The organism is Pseudomonas sp. PME37.24/025 (assembly GCF_055556615.1).
Map to the genome: position 1 here is coordinate 532689 of NZ_JBVHNK010000003.1, position 19254 is coordinate 551942.

At 59.1% G+C, this 19254-nt stretch carries 15 protein-coding genes; 8 read left to right on the forward strand and 7 right to left on the reverse strand.

Annotated features, from left to right (window positions below):
• The first annotated feature begins 6 nt into the window (after positions 1-6).
• Complete coding sequence (locus ACZ3HH_RS08440; RefSeq protein WP_176466865.1) at positions 7-336, forward strand: GlpM family protein; 330 nt, start codon at positions 7-9, stop codon at positions 334-336.
• 188 nt (positions 337-524) lie between these two features.
• Here the strand turns inward: ACZ3HH_RS08440 and ACZ3HH_RS08445 are convergent, their stop codons facing one another.
• Positions 525-1190: a DsbA family oxidoreductase gene (locus ACZ3HH_RS08445; protein WP_465803954.1), complete on the reverse strand. Its 666-nt coding sequence runs from the start codon at positions 1188-1190 to the stop codon at positions 525-527.
• A 557-nt stretch (positions 1191-1747) separates the two neighbouring features.
• Here ACZ3HH_RS08445 and ACZ3HH_RS08450 point away from each other — a divergent pair.
• Complete coding sequence (locus ACZ3HH_RS08450) at positions 1748-2110, forward strand: DUF6124 family protein (RefSeq protein WP_465804050.1); 363 nt, start codon at positions 1748-1750, stop codon at positions 2108-2110.
• Between the two features lie 193 nt (positions 2111-2303).
• Here the strand turns inward: ACZ3HH_RS08450 and ACZ3HH_RS08455 are convergent, their stop codons facing one another.
• Positions 2304-3338: an alpha/beta fold hydrolase gene (locus ACZ3HH_RS08455; protein ID WP_465803956.1), complete on the reverse strand. Its 1035-nt coding sequence runs from the start codon at positions 3336-3338 to the stop codon at positions 2304-2306.
• Between the two features lie 242 nt (positions 3339-3580).
• On the reverse strand, positions 3581-5893 hold the full coding sequence (gene metE / locus ACZ3HH_RS08460) for a 5-methyltetrahydropteroyltriglutamate--homocysteine S-methyltransferase (protein ID WP_465803957.1): 2313 nt from the start codon (positions 5891-5893) through the stop codon (positions 3581-3583).
• A gap of 108 nt (positions 5894-6001) precedes the next feature.
• On the opposite strand from metE, the gene metR reads away from it, so the two are divergent.
• The gene (gene metR, locus ACZ3HH_RS08465; RefSeq protein ID WP_007898547.1) at positions 6002-6919 is read left to right on the forward strand and encodes a transcriptional regulator MetR; all 918 of its coding nucleotides are present in this window, start codon (positions 6002-6004) and stop codon (positions 6917-6919) included.
• Between the two features lie 341 nt (positions 6920-7260).
• Here the strand turns inward: metR and ACZ3HH_RS08470 are convergent, their stop codons facing one another.
• The 4 genes from ACZ3HH_RS08470 to nosR form a co-directional block, all read right to left on the reverse strand.
• The gene (locus ACZ3HH_RS08470) at positions 7261-7776 is read right to left on the reverse strand and encodes a GNAT family N-acetyltransferase (protein WP_465803958.1); all 516 of its coding nucleotides are present in this window, start codon (positions 7774-7776) and stop codon (positions 7261-7263) included.
• 2 nt (positions 7777-7778) lie between these two features.
• The gene (locus tag ACZ3HH_RS08475) at positions 7779-8417 is read right to left on the reverse strand and encodes a LysE family translocator (protein WP_030129596.1); all 639 of its coding nucleotides are present in this window, start codon (positions 8415-8417) and stop codon (positions 7779-7781) included.
• A gap of 23 nt (positions 8418-8440) precedes the next feature.
• Positions 8441-8875 (reverse strand): NUDIX hydrolase, encoded by a 435-nt coding sequence (locus tag ACZ3HH_RS08480; RefSeq protein ID WP_030129595.1) that lies wholly within the window; start codon positions 8873-8875, stop codon positions 8441-8443.
• A gap of 246 nt (positions 8876-9121) precedes the next feature.
• Positions 9122-10480, reverse strand: coding sequence for a response regulator c-di-GMP phosphodiesterase, NosR family (gene nosR, locus ACZ3HH_RS08485; protein WP_465803960.1), 1359 nt, complete (start codon positions 10478-10480; stop codon positions 9122-9124).
• A gap of 259 nt (positions 10481-10739) precedes the next feature.
• Between nosR and ACZ3HH_RS08490 the strand changes: the two genes are divergently transcribed.
• From ACZ3HH_RS08490 to ACZ3HH_RS08510, 5 genes are read left to right on the forward strand one after another with little or no spacing between them, the layout of a single operon-like run.
• On the forward strand, positions 10740-13046 hold the full coding sequence (locus ACZ3HH_RS08490; RefSeq protein WP_465803962.1) for an EAL domain-containing protein: 2307 nt from the start codon (positions 10740-10742) through the stop codon (positions 13044-13046).
• Positions 13043-14917, forward strand: coding sequence for a putative bifunctional diguanylate cyclase/phosphodiesterase (locus ACZ3HH_RS08495; RefSeq protein ID WP_465803964.1), 1875 nt, complete (start codon positions 13043-13045; stop codon positions 14915-14917). Before ACZ3HH_RS08490 ends, ACZ3HH_RS08495 begins: the two co-directional genes overlap by 4 nt.
• 45 nt (positions 14918-14962) lie before the next feature.
• Entirely contained in the window at positions 14963-15922 is a 960-nt protein-coding gene (locus ACZ3HH_RS08500) for a cytochrome-c peroxidase (RefSeq protein WP_465803965.1), read from the forward strand.
• Complete coding sequence (locus ACZ3HH_RS08505; RefSeq protein WP_465803967.1) at positions 15919-17730, forward strand: DAHL domain-containing protein; 1812 nt, start codon at positions 15919-15921, stop codon at positions 17728-17730. The genes ACZ3HH_RS08500 and ACZ3HH_RS08505 overlap by 4 nt, the downstream gene beginning before the upstream one ends.
• Positions 17727-19133, forward strand: coding sequence for an ATP-binding protein (locus tag ACZ3HH_RS08510; RefSeq protein ID WP_465803969.1), 1407 nt, complete (start codon positions 17727-17729; stop codon positions 19131-19133). The genes ACZ3HH_RS08505 and ACZ3HH_RS08510 overlap by 4 nt, the downstream gene beginning before the upstream one ends.
• Positions 19134-19254 lie beyond the last annotated feature (121 nt).

Here is a 19254-nt window from a genome sequence, read left to right on the forward strand (position 1 = left end):
GACCTGATTTTCAAAGCCACCCTGGGCGCGGCGGTGGTGGTGATTCTCGCCATGCTGGCCAAGACCAAAAACTATTACATCGCCGGCCTGGTGCCGCTGTTTCCGACTTTTGCGCTGATCGCTCATTACATCGTCGGCAAGGGGCGTTCGCTGGATGATCTGAAAACCACCATCGTGTTTGGCATGTGGTCGATCATTCCGTACTTCGTCTACCTGGCGACGTTGTATGTGATGGTCGACCGGATGCGGCTGGAGGCTTCGCTGGCGGTGGCCGCGGTGGCGTGGTTGATGGCGGCGACGGTGTTGGTCAGCGTGTGGGTGCGCCTGCACGGCTGACCATCCACCCTTGTATTCTGTGACTTGTGACTTGTGACTTGTGAACTGTGAACTGTGGCGAGGGAGCTTGCTCCCGCTCGGCTGCGCAGCAGCCGCAAAACCGGTGTGCTCGGTGTGCCTGACGGAAGCAGTTCGTTGTTATTGGGGCTGCTGCGCAGCCCAGCGGGAGCAAGCTCCCTCGCCACAAATCAGCTCACCGTCCCGCCCTTGGCTTCACTCATGATCTGGCGAATCGCGCCAACAAACGTCTCCACCGGCTGCCCGCCACTGACGGCGTACTGCCCGTTGAACACCACCGTCGGCACCGAACTCACCCCGCGCGACAACCACAACTGTTCTTCTTCGCGAACCTCTTTGGCGAATTCATCGGACGCCAGAATCGCCTCGGCCCGCTGCCGGTCCAGCCCCACGCTTTCAGCGATCTGCGCCAATTGCCCGTGATCGGAGGGATTGCCTCCCTCGGTGAAATACGCCTTGAACAGTGCGTCTTTCAGGTTGAACTGCAACCCTTGCAACCCCGCCCAATGCAGCAAGCGGTGAGCATCGAAAGTGTTGTAGATACGGCTGTTGCCGTCCGTGCGAAAGGCAAAACCCACCTCGGCGCCACGCGCGCGGATCATTTCGCGATTCTTTTGCGATTGCTCAGGCGTCGAGCCGTACTTTTCGCTGATGTGCTCGGTGATGTTCTGGCCTTCGGGGCTCATCTTCGGGTTCAGTTCGAACGGCTGGAAACGGATCTCGGCCAGGACTTCGTCGCCGAGCAAATCCAGGGCACGGGTCAGGCTATACAGACCGACGGCGCACCAGGGGCAGGACACGTCGCTGACGAAATCGATTTTCAGGGGGGGACTCATCACACACCTCGCAGGCTTGGGTAGCGCCGGAAAGTTTGAACGATACACCCGAAGGCTGAGCCCGTGTGGCAGCCGTTCCACTATCCCTGTGGGAGCCGGGCTTGCCCGTGATGACGGTGCTCAAGACGACATCTGCGGTGACTGACACGCCGCCATCGCGGGCAAGTCGAATCGTCGCACCGCCGCTCCCACAGGTTTTGGGGTGTTTGGGAGAGCGTGTTTAGTTCTGTTTAGCGTTACTTCCTGAAAGCTACAGCGCCTTGCGTCATCGCCTACAACCACGTCAGAATCCGCCGGCTTGTGCGCCTGGAGGCCTGTCGGTAACTTGGTTCGTATCACTGATTCCCAGTGATCGGGTTTAGTAGCCCGGCTAAGTTTATCCACGGTTGCACAAGTGTCATCCAGTCAGGTTTCGACCTGCGCTTGATGGTAGCTGTGCGCATGGCGCCCTCGGGCGCGCCGGGTTTTTGGGTGATCTTACCGGTCTACTAACTTGCGCACAGCTGCCACCCTTCCGTTTAGTAGCGAGACGGGTTGCAGCTCTACTATTAGGAAGAATACCCACGTTTAAGATTACGCCGAACCCACCGGAAACCGACGACGTTTCCCCCTACGAAACCCCAAACTCCAAAAAGCTCAACGAAGCCGCCGACCGCGCCCTCGATTACTACCTCAAACCGGTCATTCCCAAAGACACCCCACGCAAACCCAGCACCCTTTACTCCGTCGCCCCCGACGCCGATAACGAAACCCTGCTGGTCAACGCCTGCGAATCGCTGGCGGCGGCGAGCGTGATGTTGAGTGATTTCGCGGGGATGCTGAACGGCCCGCAGCGCAACACCGTGCTCGGCATCCAGAACTCCGTCATGTTGGGTGAACTGGCGGTGAACCGGATGCTTGATAACTTCGTTCCAACGTAAACCAGCCACCACTGTAATTGAGGCGCTTTTGTGGCGAGGGGGCTTGCCCCCGTTCGGCTGCGCAGCAGTCGTAAACAGGTCAATGCGGATTACCTGAGACTCAGCAGCCTGTGCAGGATTGGGGCTGCTTCGCAGCCCAGCGGGAGCAAGCTCCCTCGCCACAAGAGCCCGCTCACACAATTGGATTGGGGTGTTACAGAAGATTGTGTTCGGCCACTGGATCGATTTGTGCCCAGTGTGAGGTGTCTTCGCGGTGGGCCTGCAAATACGGCAACACCGCCGCCAACAACGGCGCCTTGAACGCCTCTTGAAAACGATGAGCCAACCCCGGAATCAGCTTCAATTGGCTGCCACGAATGTGCGCCGCCAAATGCACACCATGCATTACCGGCAGCAACGGATCGGCAGTGCCGTGCACCACCAGCGTCGGCACCCGCAATTGATTGAGCAGCGCCACCCGGCTCCGCTCGGCGAGGATCGCCATGATCTGACGCTTCACGCCCTCCGGGTTGAATGCCCGGTCATAGGATTGCGCCGCCTGTAGTAACAACGCCTGCCGGTCATCACTCACCGCCGGGCTACCCAGCGCCGCCAGCAAATCGGCCTGTTGCTCCAGCGCCATCTCGCGATTCGGCGCGCCACGTCGCGCGAGTAACTGCACCAGCGCCGCACTCGGCGCCGGCAAACCTTCGGCACCCGAGCTGGTCATCAGCAACGTCAGGCTCTCGACCCGTTGCGGAGCCATGGCCGCCATATGCTGGGCGATCATCCCGCCCATGCTCGCGCCCAGTACGTGGAATTGCTCGACGTGCAAGGCATCCATCAGTCCAAAAGCATCGTCCGCCATGTCGGTCAGCGTATAAGGCGCGGACACTGGCAAACCGAGCTTGTAACGCAGCACTTCGAAGGTCAGGTTGGCGTCGACAGGTGTCTGCCGCCAAGTCGAGAGACCCACATCGCGATTGTCATAGCGAATCACCCGAAAACCCTGCTGACACAACGCGACCACCACCTCGTCCGGCCAGTGAATCAACTGCCCGCCCAGGCCCATCACCAACAACAACGCCGGGTCCGAGGCACGGCCAATGCTCTGGTACGCCAGGCTCACCTGCTCCAGATCGACCCGTTCGGTCGGAACATTGACATCACACCGAGATGCCGCGAGAGACGGAAAATTGAACAACACAGCGGCCAGAAAGACCGCTGTGGATAAAAATCGTGCACGCATGAAAAACACCGAAACGCAGAACTCCAGTAGAGCGCGAGTCTGATGAAGTTTGTTCAAGCGCGCTGCCACAGTTACGTGACAGTTTGATGAAGAGTGCTGAACGGTAATGTCCGAGACCGAGTCGCCTGCATCGCGAGCAAGCTCGCTCCCACAGGATTGATGCCGTACACAAAATCTGTGTTAGGCCCCTACCCTGTGGGAGCGGGCTTGCCCGCGAAGGCGCCAGATCAGGCGCCGCAGAATTAAGCCAACTGACTGCGCAACTGCCGCGCCGCAGCAACCATGTTCACCAGCGCCGCCTCAGTCTCCGGCCATGCGCGAGTCTTCAACCCACAATCGGGATTGACCCACAAGCGCTCGGCCGGAATCCGCTTCACCGCTTTACTCATCAACTTCACCATCTCGGCCGTGTCCGGCACCCGTGGCGAGTGGATGTCGTAGACGCCCGGGCCAATATCATTCGGGTAGTCGAACGCTTCGAAGGCCTCCAGCAATTCCATGTCCGAACGTGAGGTTTCGATGGTGATCACGTCGGCGTCCATGGCGGCGATGGACTGGATCACGTCATTGAATTCGCTGTAGCACATGTGGGTGTGAATCTGGGTTTCGTCGCGCACGCCCGATGCACTCAGGCGGAAGGCTTCCACCGCCCAATCGAGGTATTCCTGCCATTGCGCCCGGCGTAGCGGCAGCCCTTCGCGGAAGGCGGCTTCGTCGATCTGGACGATTTTGATGCCGGCGTTTTCCAGGTCCACCACTTCATCGCGCAAGGCCAGGGCCAGTTGCTGCGCCTGAATTTTGCGCGAGACGTCTTCGCGCGGGAACGACCACATCAGCATGGTCACGGGACCGGTGAGCATGCCCTTCATAACCTTGTCGGTCAGGCTCTGGGCATAGGTGATCCAGTCGACCGTCATCGGCTTCGGACGGCTCAGGTCGCCATAAATGATCGCCGGTTTGACGCAGCGCGAACCGTAGCTCTGGACCCAGCCAAACCGGGTGAACAGGTAACCGTCCAGTTGCTCGGCGAAGTACTCGACCATGTCGTTGCGCTCGGCTTCACCGTGCACCAGTACGTCCAACCCCAGGCGTTCCTGGATTTGCACGGCGTGGCGGATTTCACTGTGCATGGCATCGGTGTAGTCGTTGGCCGACAGTTTGCCTTGCTTGAAGGCCTGCCGCGCCAGACGGATTGCTCCGGTCTGCGGGAACGAGCCGATGGTGGTGGTGGGGAACGCCGGCAGTTTCAGCCGTGCCTGTTGTTGTTCGATACGTTTGGCAAAGGGTGAATGACGTTGGCTGTCCGCCGCGCCGATGGCGTTGATTCGGGCTTGAACGTCCGCTTTGTGAATACGCGGCGACTGGGCGCGACTGGCCGCAATGGCGCGGCTTTCAGCCAGGGCGGCTTGCACTTTTGGCGCTTGCGGGTCGTTGAGGGCATCACGCAGCACGGCGATTTCACCACACTTCTGCACGGCAAACGCCAGCCAGCTTTTCAGTTCCGGGTCGAGTTTGTCTTCACGGTCCAGGTCCACCGGGCTGTGCAGCAGCGAGCAGGAACTGCTGACCCACAAGTTATCGCCAAAACGCTCCTGGGCCGGCTGCAGTTGCGCGAGAACTTGCTCCAGCTCGCAGCGCCAGACGTTGCGGCCGTTAACCAGGCCCACCGAAAGAATCTTGTAGGTCGGCAGACGATCCAAAATCTGGCCAAGCTGATCCGGTGCGCGCACCGCGTCGATGTGCAAGCCTTGCACCGGCAGGCCGACCGCCAGGCCGAGGTTGTCTTCCAGGCCACTGAAGTAAGTCGCCACGAGTTTTTTCAGCGGCGAATATTGGAGGATGTGATAAGCGCGCTCGAAGGCATTTTTCCAGGCTTGTGGCAGGTCGAGGGTGAGGATCGGTTCATCGATCTGCACCCACTCCACGCCTTGGGCAGCGAGGCGACCGAGGATTTCGCCGTAGATCGGCAGCAGGCGCTCCAGCAGATCCAGCCTGTCGAAATCGTTGCCTTTGGTCTTGCCCAGCCACAGATAAGTCAACGGGCCGATGATCACTGGTTTGACGTTATGGCCCAGGGCTTTGGCTTCATCGACTTCATCGAACAGCTGTTCCCAGCTCAATTTGAACTGTTGATCAGCGCTGAATTCCGGGACCAGGTAGTGGTAGTTGGTGTCGAACCACTTGGTCAGTTCCTGAGCGTATTGCGCTTTGGTGTGTTCACCGCCGCAGCAAGCCGCGGTAGCACCACGGGCCATGGCGAACAGGGTGTCGAGTGTCGGCAGGCCACGGGAATCCTTGGCACTGTCGAAACGCTCGGGGATGACACCGAAGGTCAGAGAATGAGTCAGTACCTGGTCGTACCAGGCGAAGTCGCCCACCGGCAGCAGGTCGATGCCGGCGTCTTTCTGCAATTGCCAGTGAGTGGCGCGCAATTGGCGGCCGACGCTTTTCAATGCGTCCTGGTCAAGATCGCCCTTCCAGTAGGATTCGAGGGCTTTTTTCAGTTCGCGGTCGGCGCCGATGCGCGGAAAACCAAGCGTGTGGGCCAAGGCCATGGTGAGATTCCTCCCTGTATAAGATGCTGCTATTGTCGACAGCCCACCCAACATGAGACAAACTCAACCTTTTCGTGTTGATCACAAGTTTTCCTCATGGAGCCCCCGGTGCTTGAAATCCGTCACCTGAAAACCCTGCACGCCTTGCGCGAAGCCGACAGCCTGGTGGATGCGGCCGACCGCCTGCACCTGACCCAGTCGGCGCTGTCCCACCAGTTCAAGGAACTGGAAGAACGCATGGGCATGCCACTGTTCGTGCGCAAGACCAAACCGGTGCGCTTCACCAGTGCCGGCTTGCGCCTGCTGCAACTGGCCGACGCCACCCTGCCGCTACTGCGCGGCGCCGAGCGTGACATTGCGCGGCTGGCCGGCGGTACTGCGGGGCGTTTGCACATGGCGATCGAGTGCCACAGTTGCTTTCAGTGGCTGATGCCAACCATCGACCAATTCCGCGATGCCTGGCCGGAAGTCGAGCTGGACCTGGCCTCGGGTTTCTCCTTCGCCCCGCTGCCCGCGCTGGCCCGAGGCGACCTGGACCTGGTGGTGACCTCCGACCCACTGGAACTGGTCGGGATCACTTACGTGCCGTTGTTCACCTATGAGGCCATGCTCGCAGTGGCTAATCAGCACCGCTTGGCGAGCAAGCCATACATCGTGCCCGAAGATCTGCTCACGGAAACCTTGATCACCTACCCGGTGGAGCGTGATCGGCTGGACATTTTCACGCGTTTCCTCGAGCCGGCAGACATCGAACCGGCGCAGGTGCGCACGTCGGAACTGACGGTGATGATGATGCAACTGGTGGCCAGCGGTCGCGGCGTCTGTGGCATGCCCCACTGGGCGCTGCATGAGTACAGCTCACGGGGTTACGTGAAGGCCAAGCGGCTTGGCGAGAAAGGTTTATTTGCGACGCTATATGCCGGGATTCGCGCCGATATGCTCGATGCGCCGTACATGCGCGATTTTTTGCTGACGGCCAAGGACACGTCGTTTTCGACGCTGGATGGGGTTAGTGCAGTTCGCTGAAAACCTGTCGACTCTGATCAAAGTTGAAGGGTGATTGTTCAGGCCTCATCGCGGGCAAACCTGCTCCCACAAATATCTACTTTGACCAGAAAACTTGTGAACGACATCGATTACTGTGGGGTTCACAAAAAATGGGATCACTGCAGATCCCCTGTGTAGGAGCGAGCAGCGACAGGTCTTGGTATTCAGTAGTACTCGAAATTGTGGCGAGGGAGCTTGCTCCCGTTCGGCTGCGAAGCAGTCGTAAAACCGGTGTATGCAGAGTGTCTGAAACATGCGATTGCAGGTTTTGGGGCCGCTTCGCAGCCCAGCGGGAGCAAGCTCCCTCGCCACAACAGCCCTTATGCCAAAGATTCAGCGGTGAGCTCGCGCCACATATGGATCTTGTCGAAGTAGTCTTCGCCGACCCGCACCGCCAATGGTTCCAGGCCGAACTGCACGAAGCCGCAACGCTGATACAGCTTGAAGGCAGCTTCATTGCCGGCGGTGACAGTCAACTGGATCAGCCGCAGCCCCTGATGGGTCTGCGCTTCAGCCAACGCGGCCTGAACCAGTTGATAACCGAGCCCGCGCTGCCGAACCGCCCCTGAAACGTACATGCCAAACAACGTCGCCTTGTGTCGAGCCTTTTCCCGAGGTTCGAACGCCAGGCCGACGATGCCTGCCAGTTCACCCTTCTCGAATGCCCCGAACACTACGTCCAGCTTGCTGGTCAGGCGCGACTCCCACCAATTCAGCGGCATCACGGCGCGCTCGCGCACGCTGGAAGTGAATGCCTGGGGATGCAAGTCATAGGCCTCAAGCATCAACGCCCGGTAATCCAGGGCATGGCTGGCATCAAGCCGTTGAATCCACATCTTCAGGCCGCTCGCCGCTGCTCAAGCATCAAGCGCACCGCCAGCCCGGATAGCACGAAGCCCATGAAGTAACGCTGCATCGCCAGCCAGTTCGGATTGTTGACGAACCAGGACGCGATGCCCGCGGCGAACAGCGCGATCAGCAAGTTGACGCTGAAGCTCACGCTGATCTGGGTCAGGCCAAGGATGATGCTCTGGGTGAACACCGAACCGTGCTCAGGGGTAATGAACTGTGGAAACACCGACAGATAAAACACCGCAATTTTCGGGTTCAGGGCGCTGGTGAGAAAGCCCATGGTGATCAACTTGCGCGACGAATCCGCCGGCAACTGCTGCGCCTCGAACGGCGAACGCGCACCGGGCTTGACTGCCTGCCAGGCCAGCCATAACAGGTACAGCGCACCGGCCCACTTCAATACTTCATAGGCCACCGGCACGGCCAGGAATACCGCGGTCAAACCCGCGGCGGCCGCGAACAGGTGCACTAAAAACCCCGCGACCACGCCGAGCAACGAAGTCACTCCGGCCTTGCGCCCCTGGCAGATAGAACGAGAGATCAGGTAGATCATGTTCGGCCCGGGCGTGAGCACCATCAGCAACGCCGCGGCGGCAAAAATCAGCAAATCTTGAAGTGGGATCATGGGCATCCTCCGTCCTTGGACGATCAGGCAGTTTCAATCAGTGAGGCTCGATAAAACGGCAAGATCAGGTCCCGTGTCAATGGCGCCAGCGTGATTTCGCCGTCAGTGGCCGGATCGATCCAGCGCACCTCTTCAATCTCCGCCGCCGGGCAAACGTGTGAATCGATGGTCAGCTGAAAGAGTTCGGCCTGTACGACATAACCCGGCTCATTGGCGGCCGGTGCCGAGAATTGCCCCAGGTAGGCGGCATGCGCCGGATCGATGACCAGCCCCAGTTCCTCTTCCAGCTCACGGGCGAGGGCATGGACCGGTTGCTCATGGGCCTCGATCTTGCCCCCCGGCTGCATGAACGCCTGGGTCCCGCGCTTGCGCACCAGCAGGGTTCGGCCGTCGGGGCCGATCAGCAGGGCAGCGGCAATGCGGATGAGGCGGGGCGAAGCGGCGGATGAAAGCGTCATGGATCGTGATAGGCCTTGGGTAAAAGCCGCAAGGATCACATGAGCGCCGGTTCTTCGTCACGCCGAAAAAAGCATTCACCGAGAACCCTGTGGGAGCGGGCTTGCCCGCGAAGAATGCGCCGCAGTTTTTCAGGTATTACGCGTCATCGTTCTTCGCGGGGAAGCCACGCTCCCACAGGTTATGCGTCTTGACTTACCGGGCATCACACAGCCTCCAGCCGTTGATCAGTGCAAAGTCTGGAAAACTCAACTCGTCTCGAGAAGCGCGCCCTCCACTTCCTCTGGCACTTTCACAAAAATGCTGTACTTGGCACTTTCCATCGCCTCGAAAGCGATCAACTTCTCCACCAGTGGCCCATTCAACACCTTGCCGGCATTGAGCAACAACATGCCGTTGTCGGCATTGAGATTGCGCGCCAGGATCATGCCCGCCACCAAATCCCGGGTGGCCAGCACCTTGACCGTCGGATCGGCCAGCGTCACGTCACTCAGATAAGTGGCGCAGACCTGAATGAAATCCTCCACCAATTCCGGGTCGTAGAGGCGACCGGCGTATTGGCGGATATAGACAAGGGCTTCGTCACTGTTCATCTGCCGTTCGAGGATCAGCCCGCGCTGCAACTCAATGAAATCCACCGCCAGTTTCAGCAACCGTGAACCGAACGGAATCGTTTCGCCCTTGAGCCGATCTGGAAAACCGCTGCCGTCCCAACGTTCCTGGTGATGCAGGATCAGCCGAGCGGCATCCTTCATTGGGTCGAGCGTCATCAGCAGCGACTCACTCTGCTTCGGATAACCCCGATAGCGCTCGCGGTCATTGTGATGCAGCAGGTCCGAGGGCGTGCCCATCATGCTGTCGGTCCAGCTCAACTTGCCGATGTTGTAGAGCGCCGCTGCCATGGTCAGGTCACGACTGGTGCCTTCGTCCAGGCCATGGAGTTTGCAGTACACCCGCACCAGTTCAATGATCTGCCGGTTGGTCTGTTTGGTGGGCGGCAGGCGCAGGTTGGCCAGCAACGAAAACACTTCGGTGCCGGTGACATAGCTGCGTTTGAGCTCTTCGTAGGCCAGGTCCAGCATGTCGGCGGTCTGTTGCAGCTCGCTGGTGCGGGCCGCGACGTGCTTTTCCAGGGTGGCGTTGAGCTGCTTCAGTTTCTCGTTCTGATCCCACGTCTCTTGCACCAGACGCAAGCGCTCACGCTCGGAATGCTGATAGGCAAGTGATTGTCGCAGCATCAGCAGCATTTCCTCATCGTGCCAGGGTTTGCTGATGTAACGATGAATCTGCCCTTCATTGATGGCTTTGATAATGGCCGACGGATCGGCATAACCGGTCAGCATGATCCGGGTGGTGTCGGGATAGCGCTGGTGGACGTGAGCCAGCAGCGTGGCGCCGTCCATATTAGGCATGCGCGCATCAGTCATCACCAGATCGATCGGCTGCTGGGCCATGATCTCCAAGGCCTGGGCACCGCTGGTGGCCAGCAGTACCTCGTAAGGCTGACCGCGCAGCAGGCGGCGCAGACTGTTGAGAATCGACTCCTCATCGTCGACCAGCAATAACTTGGGTTTATCGGTCACAGTCGTGGGGAGTTGCTCTTCCATGGCATTACCTCAAGTCAAACGGGTGTCTTTGCCGCGCGTGTGGGGGCCAACATCCTGACGTTCCCCTCGCCTGACCTACAGGCTAGATGATTTTCAGCCCGACCCAGGAAATGATTCGTTTCAGTCAACCGGGCGAAGTGCCGGCCGGGCGACTATGCTCAGGTCACTCGGATCCAGAACGATACTCGCGCCATCCAGCGATCAGGGAAGGGATACCCTCTATGAGCTCATTGCACCAACCTGCTGTCGGTACAGGCGCATGTCAGTGAATACGCTGCTTGCGCGCATTAATCGTCGGATTCTCATCGTCGATGACACGGCGTCGATCCATGAGGATTTCGCCAAGATTCTCAGCCCGCCATCGATCGAAGACGACAGCCTGATCAGCGCCGAAAACGCCCTGTTCGGTACCCCTGCGTCGGTATCGTTGCAAAGTTTCGTCATTGATTCCGCATTTCAGGGCCGCGAAGCGCTGGACAAGGTCGAGACCGCGCTGGCGAATGACTCGCCCTACGCGATGGCCTTCATCGATATGCGCATGCCACCGGGCTGGGACGGTCTGGAAACCATCGAACGCTTGTGGCAAGTCGATCCCAAGCTGCAGGTGGCGCTCTGCACCGCGTATTCCGACTATTCCTGGGAAGACATCGCCGAGCGTCTGGAGCTGGGCGATCGCCTGCTTATCCTGAAAAAGCCTTTCGATGCCATCGAAATTCGCCAGATGGCCAGCGCATTGACCGCCAAGTGGCAAATGACCGAAGACGCGGCGCTGAAAATGTCCTTGCTGGAGCTCGCGGTCGAAGAGCGCACCCGGGAGCTGTCCGACGCTAACATCATCGTGCAGAACAGCCCGACCATTCTGTATCGGCTGCGAGGCGAACCGTCGTTTCCGTTGATGTACATCTCCCACAACATCACCAAATACGGCCACGTTGCGGCGGCCCTGGTAGCGTCCTCCAACTGGGCGCAGGAGCTGATCCATCCCGACGATCAATCAAAAGTCGATACGGCCATGGCCCGGGTGCTGGACCGCCATGCGGCAGGTGCTTCCATCGAATTCCGGATGCGCACCGGCGACGGCGACTGGCGCTGGGTCGAAAACCGCTATATCCCGGTGCGTGACGATGAAGGCCGCTTGCTGGAAGTCGAAGGCATCATCATCGATGTCACCGAACGCAAACTGGCCGAGGAAAAAATCGCCCTGTTGGCCCGCACCGACGGGCTGACCGGGCTGGCCAACCGCGCGACGCTGATCGAACGGCTGCACCAGGCATTCGCCGCCGCCCGGCGCGGGGCCACACCCTTCGCCATGTTTTACCTGGACCTGGATCACTTCAAACGCATCAACGACACCCTGGGCCACCCGGTGGGCGACCTGTTGTTGCAGGAGGTCGCCAGGCGCATCAAAAACTGCGTGCGCGAAAACGATGTGGTTGCCCGCCTGGGTGGCGACGAGTTCGCGATACTGCAACTGGATGTCGGCGATCCGACCCAATCAGCGGCCCTGGCCGCCAAGGTCCGCGATGCACTGGTGCTGCCCTACTCCCTGGCCGGCAATGATGTCCGGGTCTCGGTCAGCATCGGCATCAGCAGCTACGCGCCGGTCAGCTTCAGCGCCGACAGCCTGTTGACCCAAGCCGACATGGCGCTGTATCGCTCCAAGGAAAAGGGCCGCAACCAGTACCACTTCCACTCCGATGAGATCAATCAGGAAGTGGTTGAGCGCATGACCATCGCCAACGACTTGAAAACCGCCATCGAACACGACGAACTCGAACTGCGTTATTGGCCGGAAGTAGACCTGAGCACTGGCAAGATCCTCGGCATGGAAGCGCAGGTCAGCTGGAACCACCCTCAGCGCGGGTTGCTGGAAGCCCAGGCGTTTCTGCCCGCGGCGGAAAAGACCGGCACCATCATCGCCCTCGGTCACTGGGTGCTGGAGCGTGCCTGTCGGCAAATGCGCCAGTGGCGTGACGAAGGCATGGCGCCCCCGGTGGTGGCGATAAAACTATCCCTGGCTCAGCTCAAGAGCGGTCCCGAGCTGATCTATGACGTGTTGCGCACCACCGCGCGCTGGGAATTGTGCCCGTGGGACCTGCGCTTCGATGTCACCGAAGCGACCCTGGCCCAGACCAAGTGGACGCACAACGACGTACTGCCGCGCCTGCGTGAGCTGGGGGTAAAAATCGCCATCGACGACTTCGGCACCGAATACTCCTCGTTCGATTACCTCAAGACTTATCAGGTCAATCACCTGAAACTCGCCCAGACCTTCATCGACATGGCCGCACGCGACCCGGCCAGTGCAACCACCTTGCGCGCCATCATCAACTTCGCCCGGGAAGTAGGGATCGGCATTATCGCCGAGGGCGTCGAAACCCAGGAGCAACGCACTTCGCTGATGGCCACCGGCTCACCGATGAACGCCCAGGGTCACTACTTCAGCCAAGCGGTCAGCAGCCAACAGGCCGCCGAGTTGCTGAAGGCCGGGAGCATCGTGCATGCCAGCCACGGAACCGGAGCGACGCCCGACGACCCGCGGCGAGCCATGGAGGACAAGGAATGAAAACTCCGTTCGCCCAGGCTAACCGGCGCATTCTGATCATCGACGACACGCCTTCGATCCATCAGGACTTTCGCAAGATTCTCGGACCGGATACCAACGACGAACAAACCCTCGCCGGCACAGAAGCAGCGCTGTTCGGCAGCCAGCAATCTACTCGGCTGATATTCCAGCTCGACTCGGCCTATCAGGGCCAGGAAGCGCTCGAACTGGTCAAGCATGCCCAGGCTCAAGGTCGCCCTTACGCCATGGCGTTCACCGACATGCGCATGCCCCCCGGCTGGGACGGTCTGGAAACCATCGAACAGCTCTGGAAGGCTGATCCTCACCTGCAAATCGCGCTGTGCACGGCCTTCTCCGATTACACCTGGGAAGCCATGGCCGAACGACTGGAATTCGGCGATCAGTTGCTGGTGCTGAAAAAACCTTTCGACAGCCTGGAAATCCGCCAGATGGCCAGCGCCCTGACCTGGAAGTGGCAGATGGCGCAGGACGCGGCCATGAAAGTGCTGACCCTGGAGCAAACCATCGAGGCCCGGGTCCACGAGCTGCTCAAGGTATCGCACTTGTTGCAGTACGACGTATTGACCGAGTTGCCCAACAGCACCTTGCTGGGCGACCGGCTGAACCAGTCACTGGCCCTGTCACGACGCCATGACAAACAACTGGCCGTGATGTTTCTGGGGCTCGATCGTTTCAAACGTATCAACAATGCCTTGGGTCACCCGACCGGTGACGAGATGCTCAAACGTGTCGGGCACAACCTGGTGGCCTGCGTGCGCGCGTCCGACTCGGTGTTTCGTTATGGCTCCGATGAGTTTGTGGTGATCCTGGCTGACATCCACCACCCCCAACAGACCAAGGGCATCGCCGAAAAGCTCCTGAACGCCATACGCACACCTCAACACATCGGCGGCCATGACCTGAGCGTGACGGCCAGCCTGGGCATCAGCATCTACCCTGAGGACGGTTTCGATGCCATCGCACTGATCAAAAAAGCCGAGACCGCCATGCGCAACGTCAAGGACAGCGGCCCGAACGATTTCAGCTTTTTCATCGATGAGATGAACCAGCGCGCCCGGGAACAGCAGAGTATCGAGTCGGGTATTCGCCTGGCGCTGGAACGCAATGAATTTGTCCTGCACTACCAGCCCAAACTTGACCTGGGCAGCGGCAAGGTGGTCGGCGCCGAGGCATTGATCCGCTGGCAAAAGCCGGGACAAGGCTGGGTTTACCCGACTGATTTCATCGGTGTGGCCGAGGACAGCGGCTTGATCGTACCGTTGAGCAAATGGGTGCTGGCCCAGGCCTGTCAACAAGCCCGCGCCTGGCAGGCGAAAGGCCTGCCGAAACTCTGCATGTCGGTGAACGTGTCGGCCATCGATTTCCGCCAGCGGGACTTTGTCGAAGGTGTAGAGCAGATACTCAAGCAAACCGGTATGGACCCCACCTTGCTGGAGCTGGAAATTACCGAAGGCGTATTGATGCAGAATATCGATGCCACGATGGTCGCGCTGAATCGACTCAAGGCATTGGGCGTACGGCTGGCCATCGATGACTTTGGCACCGGTTATTCCAGCCTGAGTTACCTGCAACGGTTTCCCATCGATGTGTTGAAAATCGACCAGTCATTCATTCGTGGCCTGAGCCGTGACAGCAATGACGCAGCCCTGGTCAGCGCCATCATCAGCCTGGGCAAGAGCCTCAAACTGACCGTCATTGCCGAAGGGGTGGAAACCCTTGAGCAACTGAATTTTCTCAAGGCCCTCCAGTGCGAGGAAGGCCAGGGTTATTACTTCAGCAAAGCTGTGGAACCGGATGCCTTCGTGCAATACCTGACGTCTGTGCAGTCCGCTCCATCCGCTGCGCCATGAACAATGTGCAACGACACCCAGGGCCCTGCGCCAAGGAGTAATAAGATGTCGCGCTCCTTCTACTACCTGCTTCTTGCGCCTCTACTCGGATGTTGCCTGATAGCCAACGGCGCACCTCTGGACGAGCCACTCAAACCCTTGCCCGCAGTGCCCCAACAGAATCCCTTGCAAGTTGAACTCGGTCGCCGGTTGTTCAACGAGCCACGCCTGTCGGTCAACAACAGCCTGTCCTGCGCCAGTTGCCATCGCCTGGAAATCGGAGGCGCCGACGACAAAGCATTGTCTATCGGCTTCAAAGGCGATCCTCTGACGATCAACACTCCCAGCGTCTTCAACTCAAGTCTGAATTTCCGGCAATTCTGGAACGGCCGCGCCGATACCCTGGAAACGCAAGCCCACGAAGTGGTGCAGAGCCCCAGCGAAATGGGCAGTCATTGGGAGCATGTCGTTCAGACACTGACCGCCGACCCGGCTTACAAAAGCGCTTTCGCCAAGGCCTACCCGGACGGCGTGACGATGAGCAATGTGCAAAATGCCCTGGCCACCTATGAGCGCACGCTGATCAGCGCCAACTCGCGTTTCGACCAATACCTGCTGGGCAATACCGAGATTCTGACGATCGACGAGAAGTACGGTTACCAACGCTTCAAGGACTACGGCTGCATCGCTTGCCATCAAGGGGTAAACATCGGCGGCAACATGTTCCAGAAGTTCGGGGTCATGGGCGATTACTTCCAGGTGCGGGGCAACCCCACCGAAGCCGATCTGGGCCGCTATCTGGTCACCAAGGCTGAAGAGGACCGCAACGTGTTCAAGGTTCCGAGCCTGCGCAATGTCGCCGTGACCGCGCCGTACTTTCACGACGGCTCGGCCAAGACGCTCGAAGAAGCGGTAGACGTGATGTTCAAGTTCCAGCTGGGGCGCGTGCCTTCCGACCAGGACAAGACCTTGATCATCAAATTCCTCAAGACCCTGACCGGTGAGTGGGGAGGCAAATCCTTATGAAAACGTACCACCGTCGCAACCTGATGTTGCTCAGTGGCGTGGCCTTGTTGTTGGCCTCGACACTGCTGTTTCTGTACCTCAAGTCAAGCTCCGACCAGACCTCGACTTACGCCGAGTCCCGGGATCTGATCGGCCGGATCAAACAGTTCAACGCACAGTGGGAAACCGAGATTCTCAAGTCCCGAATCGCCATCAGCCACAATTACGATCCGCTGGTGGCACCGCTGACCGAGATAACACACCTGTGGGAGCGGTTCGAGACCATGGAGTCCAATCATGGCCGCAATGACTCGCCGACCTGGCGTGCCAGCCATGATGCTTACCACGCCGCCATCCAGGAAAAAACCCGGCTGGTGGAGCAGTTCAAATCCCACAATGCGGTGCTGCGCAACTCACTGGCGTTTTTGCCCACCGCCGAAGACGACATCCAGGAACCGCTTACCCGGCTGCTCGACGAAGACAAACTGCAACTACAGAACATTGCCACCGACACCTACGACTTGCTGCTCAGCAGTCTGGAGTTCGCCCAGGTCACCTCCGACGACAGAGCGGCCGACATCCTGGTCGGGCTGAACAAACTGGGGGTGAACAAGGAGCGATTACCGGAGCAGTTTCATAGCCCGATCGATGTTCTGAGCAATCACATCGCGCTGATCCTGCGCGAACAACCCGTGGTCAACCGGCTGCTGGAAAACATCGAAGCCGTTCCTGTGGCCGAACGGCTGGACGACATCACCAGTCTGCTGAACCAGGATCAACAGCAAACCGATGAAGCCAACCGGCGCTACCACTTCTACATGCTGGTGTTTTCGACGCTGCTGGTATTGGTGCTGGTGTACCTGGCAATCCGCTTGATGCGCAGCTTCGGGGAGACCAACCGGGTCAACAAGGAACTGCAAACCGCCAACGACGTCCTCGAACAACGCGTCGAAGAGCGCACCCGCGAACTCAAGGATACCCAGAGCGAACTGCTCGACACCGCGCGTCAGGCCGGCATGGCTGAAATCGCCACTAACGTACTGCACAACGTTGGCAACGTGCTCAACAGCGTGAACATCTCGGCCGACCTGGTCACCCGCAAGCTGCGTGGCAGCAAGGCCCAGGGATTGGGCAAGGCGATGCAACTGATCAACGCGCATCAAGACGACCTGGGTGCCTTCCTGACCCAGGATGAGAAGGGAAAACTGCTGCCCGGTTACCTGAACCAACTGGTGGATGCCATTGCCCTTGAACAACAAGGCATGACGGACGAACTCGCGCAACTGAGCAAAAGCGTCGACCACATCAAAGACATCGTTGCCACTCAGCAGTCCTACGCAGGCGCCAACAGCCTGATGGAACCGCTGCACATCAGCGAATTGCTGGAAGACGCCTTGCGGATGAACGCCGGCGCCCTGACCCGCCATCACGTCACGGTGGTCAAGGAGTATGGCGATGTACCGCAAATCATGGGCGACAAACACCGGTTGTTGCTGATCCTGATCAACCTGATCAGCAACGCCAAGTACGCCATGACCGACCTCAGCAATCGCCCGCGGCAAATGATCCTCGGGGTAAAAGTCGTCGAGGACACGATCCTGCAAATCAGCGTCAAGGATGACGGCGAAGGCATCGAGCCAGAGAACATGACGCGGATCTTTGCCCACGGTTTTACCACCCGCAAGGAAGGCCACGGCTTCGGCCTGCACAGCTGTGCCCTGGCCGCCATCGAGATGAACGGCCATCTCACCGCCCACAGCGATGGACCGGGCAAAGGTGCACTGTTCACGTTGCAGATCCCGTTGAAACCGGTCATGGAGGAAGCATGAGCGAACTTTCGAACCGACGCATTCTGCTGATCGACGACACGCCGTCCATCCATGAAGACTTTCGCAAAATCCTCACCCCGACATCGGCGCAGCATGTAGAGCTGGACGAAATGGAGGCCGCGCTGTTCGGCAGCGAAGTGAAGTCCGCCAGCGCCTTGTTCGAACTGGACTCTGCCTATGGTGGTCAGGAGGGTCTGGGCAAACTCATCCAGGCATTACAGGAAAACCGCCCCTACGCGCTGGCCTTCGTCGACATGCGCATGCCCGAGGGCTGGGACGGTGCGCAAACTATCGAACACCTGTGGCAGCAAGACCCGCAGCTGCAAGTTGTAGTGTGTACCGCCTATTCCGACTATTCCTGGGATGAACTGCTGGAACGCTTGCACGCCCACGACCGCCTGCTGATTCTGAAAAAGCCGTTCGACAACATTGAAGTCCAGCAGATGGCCAATACCCTGCTCACCAAATGGGAAATGACCGAGCGGGCGTCTATTCAGATGAGCCATCTGGAGCATCTGGTGGATCAGCGCACGGACCAGTTCAAGCAGGCCAGCGAGGCGTTGCAGCGGGAAATCGACGAGCGCAAACAACTGGAAAGCCAACTGGTGCAGTCGGAAAAACTCGCCTCGCTGGGGCAACTGGCGGCGGGCGTCGCCCATGAAATCAATAATCCCATCGGCTTCATTTCCTCCAACCTCGGCGCCCTCGATGGCTACTTCAAGCAACTGCAGGAAATGCTTGATGCCTATCGGGAGGCGGAAAAAGCCATTGGCTCAAGCGAAGTCATTGACCGTCTCGGTCAATTACGTGAACGGGTGGAGCTGGACTTTCTGCGCGAAGATATTCCGCTGCTGATCAAGGAGTCCAAGGAGGGCATCGGCCGCGTCGGGCAGATCGTCAAAGACCTGAAGGACTTCTCCCGCGTGGACTCCAATCAGGAATGGCAGTGGACTAATCTGCAACAAGGCATCGAGTCGACCCTGAACATCGTCGCCAATGAACTCAAGTACAAGGCTGATGTGGTGAAGGAGTTTCAACAGCTGCCCGACATTGAATGCCTGCCGTCGCAAATCAATCAGGTGATCATGAACCTGATCGTCAACGCATCTCAGGCGATGGGGCCGGAACGGGGCACCATCACGCTACGCACCGGGCTTGAAGGTGAAACGGTATCGATCGAGGTCGCGGACACGGGAATCGGCATCGAACCGGACAACCTGCAGAAAATATTCGACCCGTTCTACACCACCAAACCGGTGGGCCAGGGGACGGGGCTCGGGTTGTCCCTGTCCTATGGCATCGTGAAAAAACACCAGGGCGATATTTCGGTGCGTAGCGAAGTCGGGGTGGGCAGCACCTTTCGGGTTGAGTTGCCGGTACGGCAATCGAAAATGGCTGTCTGAGCAGACGAGCAAGGGATTAATCTCAATCCGGGTTGTTTTCGATTTTTCTCCAGGCGCAGAATGCCTGCCGCGTAACCATTGTTTGAACGTCAACCTCATCGGGAGGTGGGTTTAACACCAA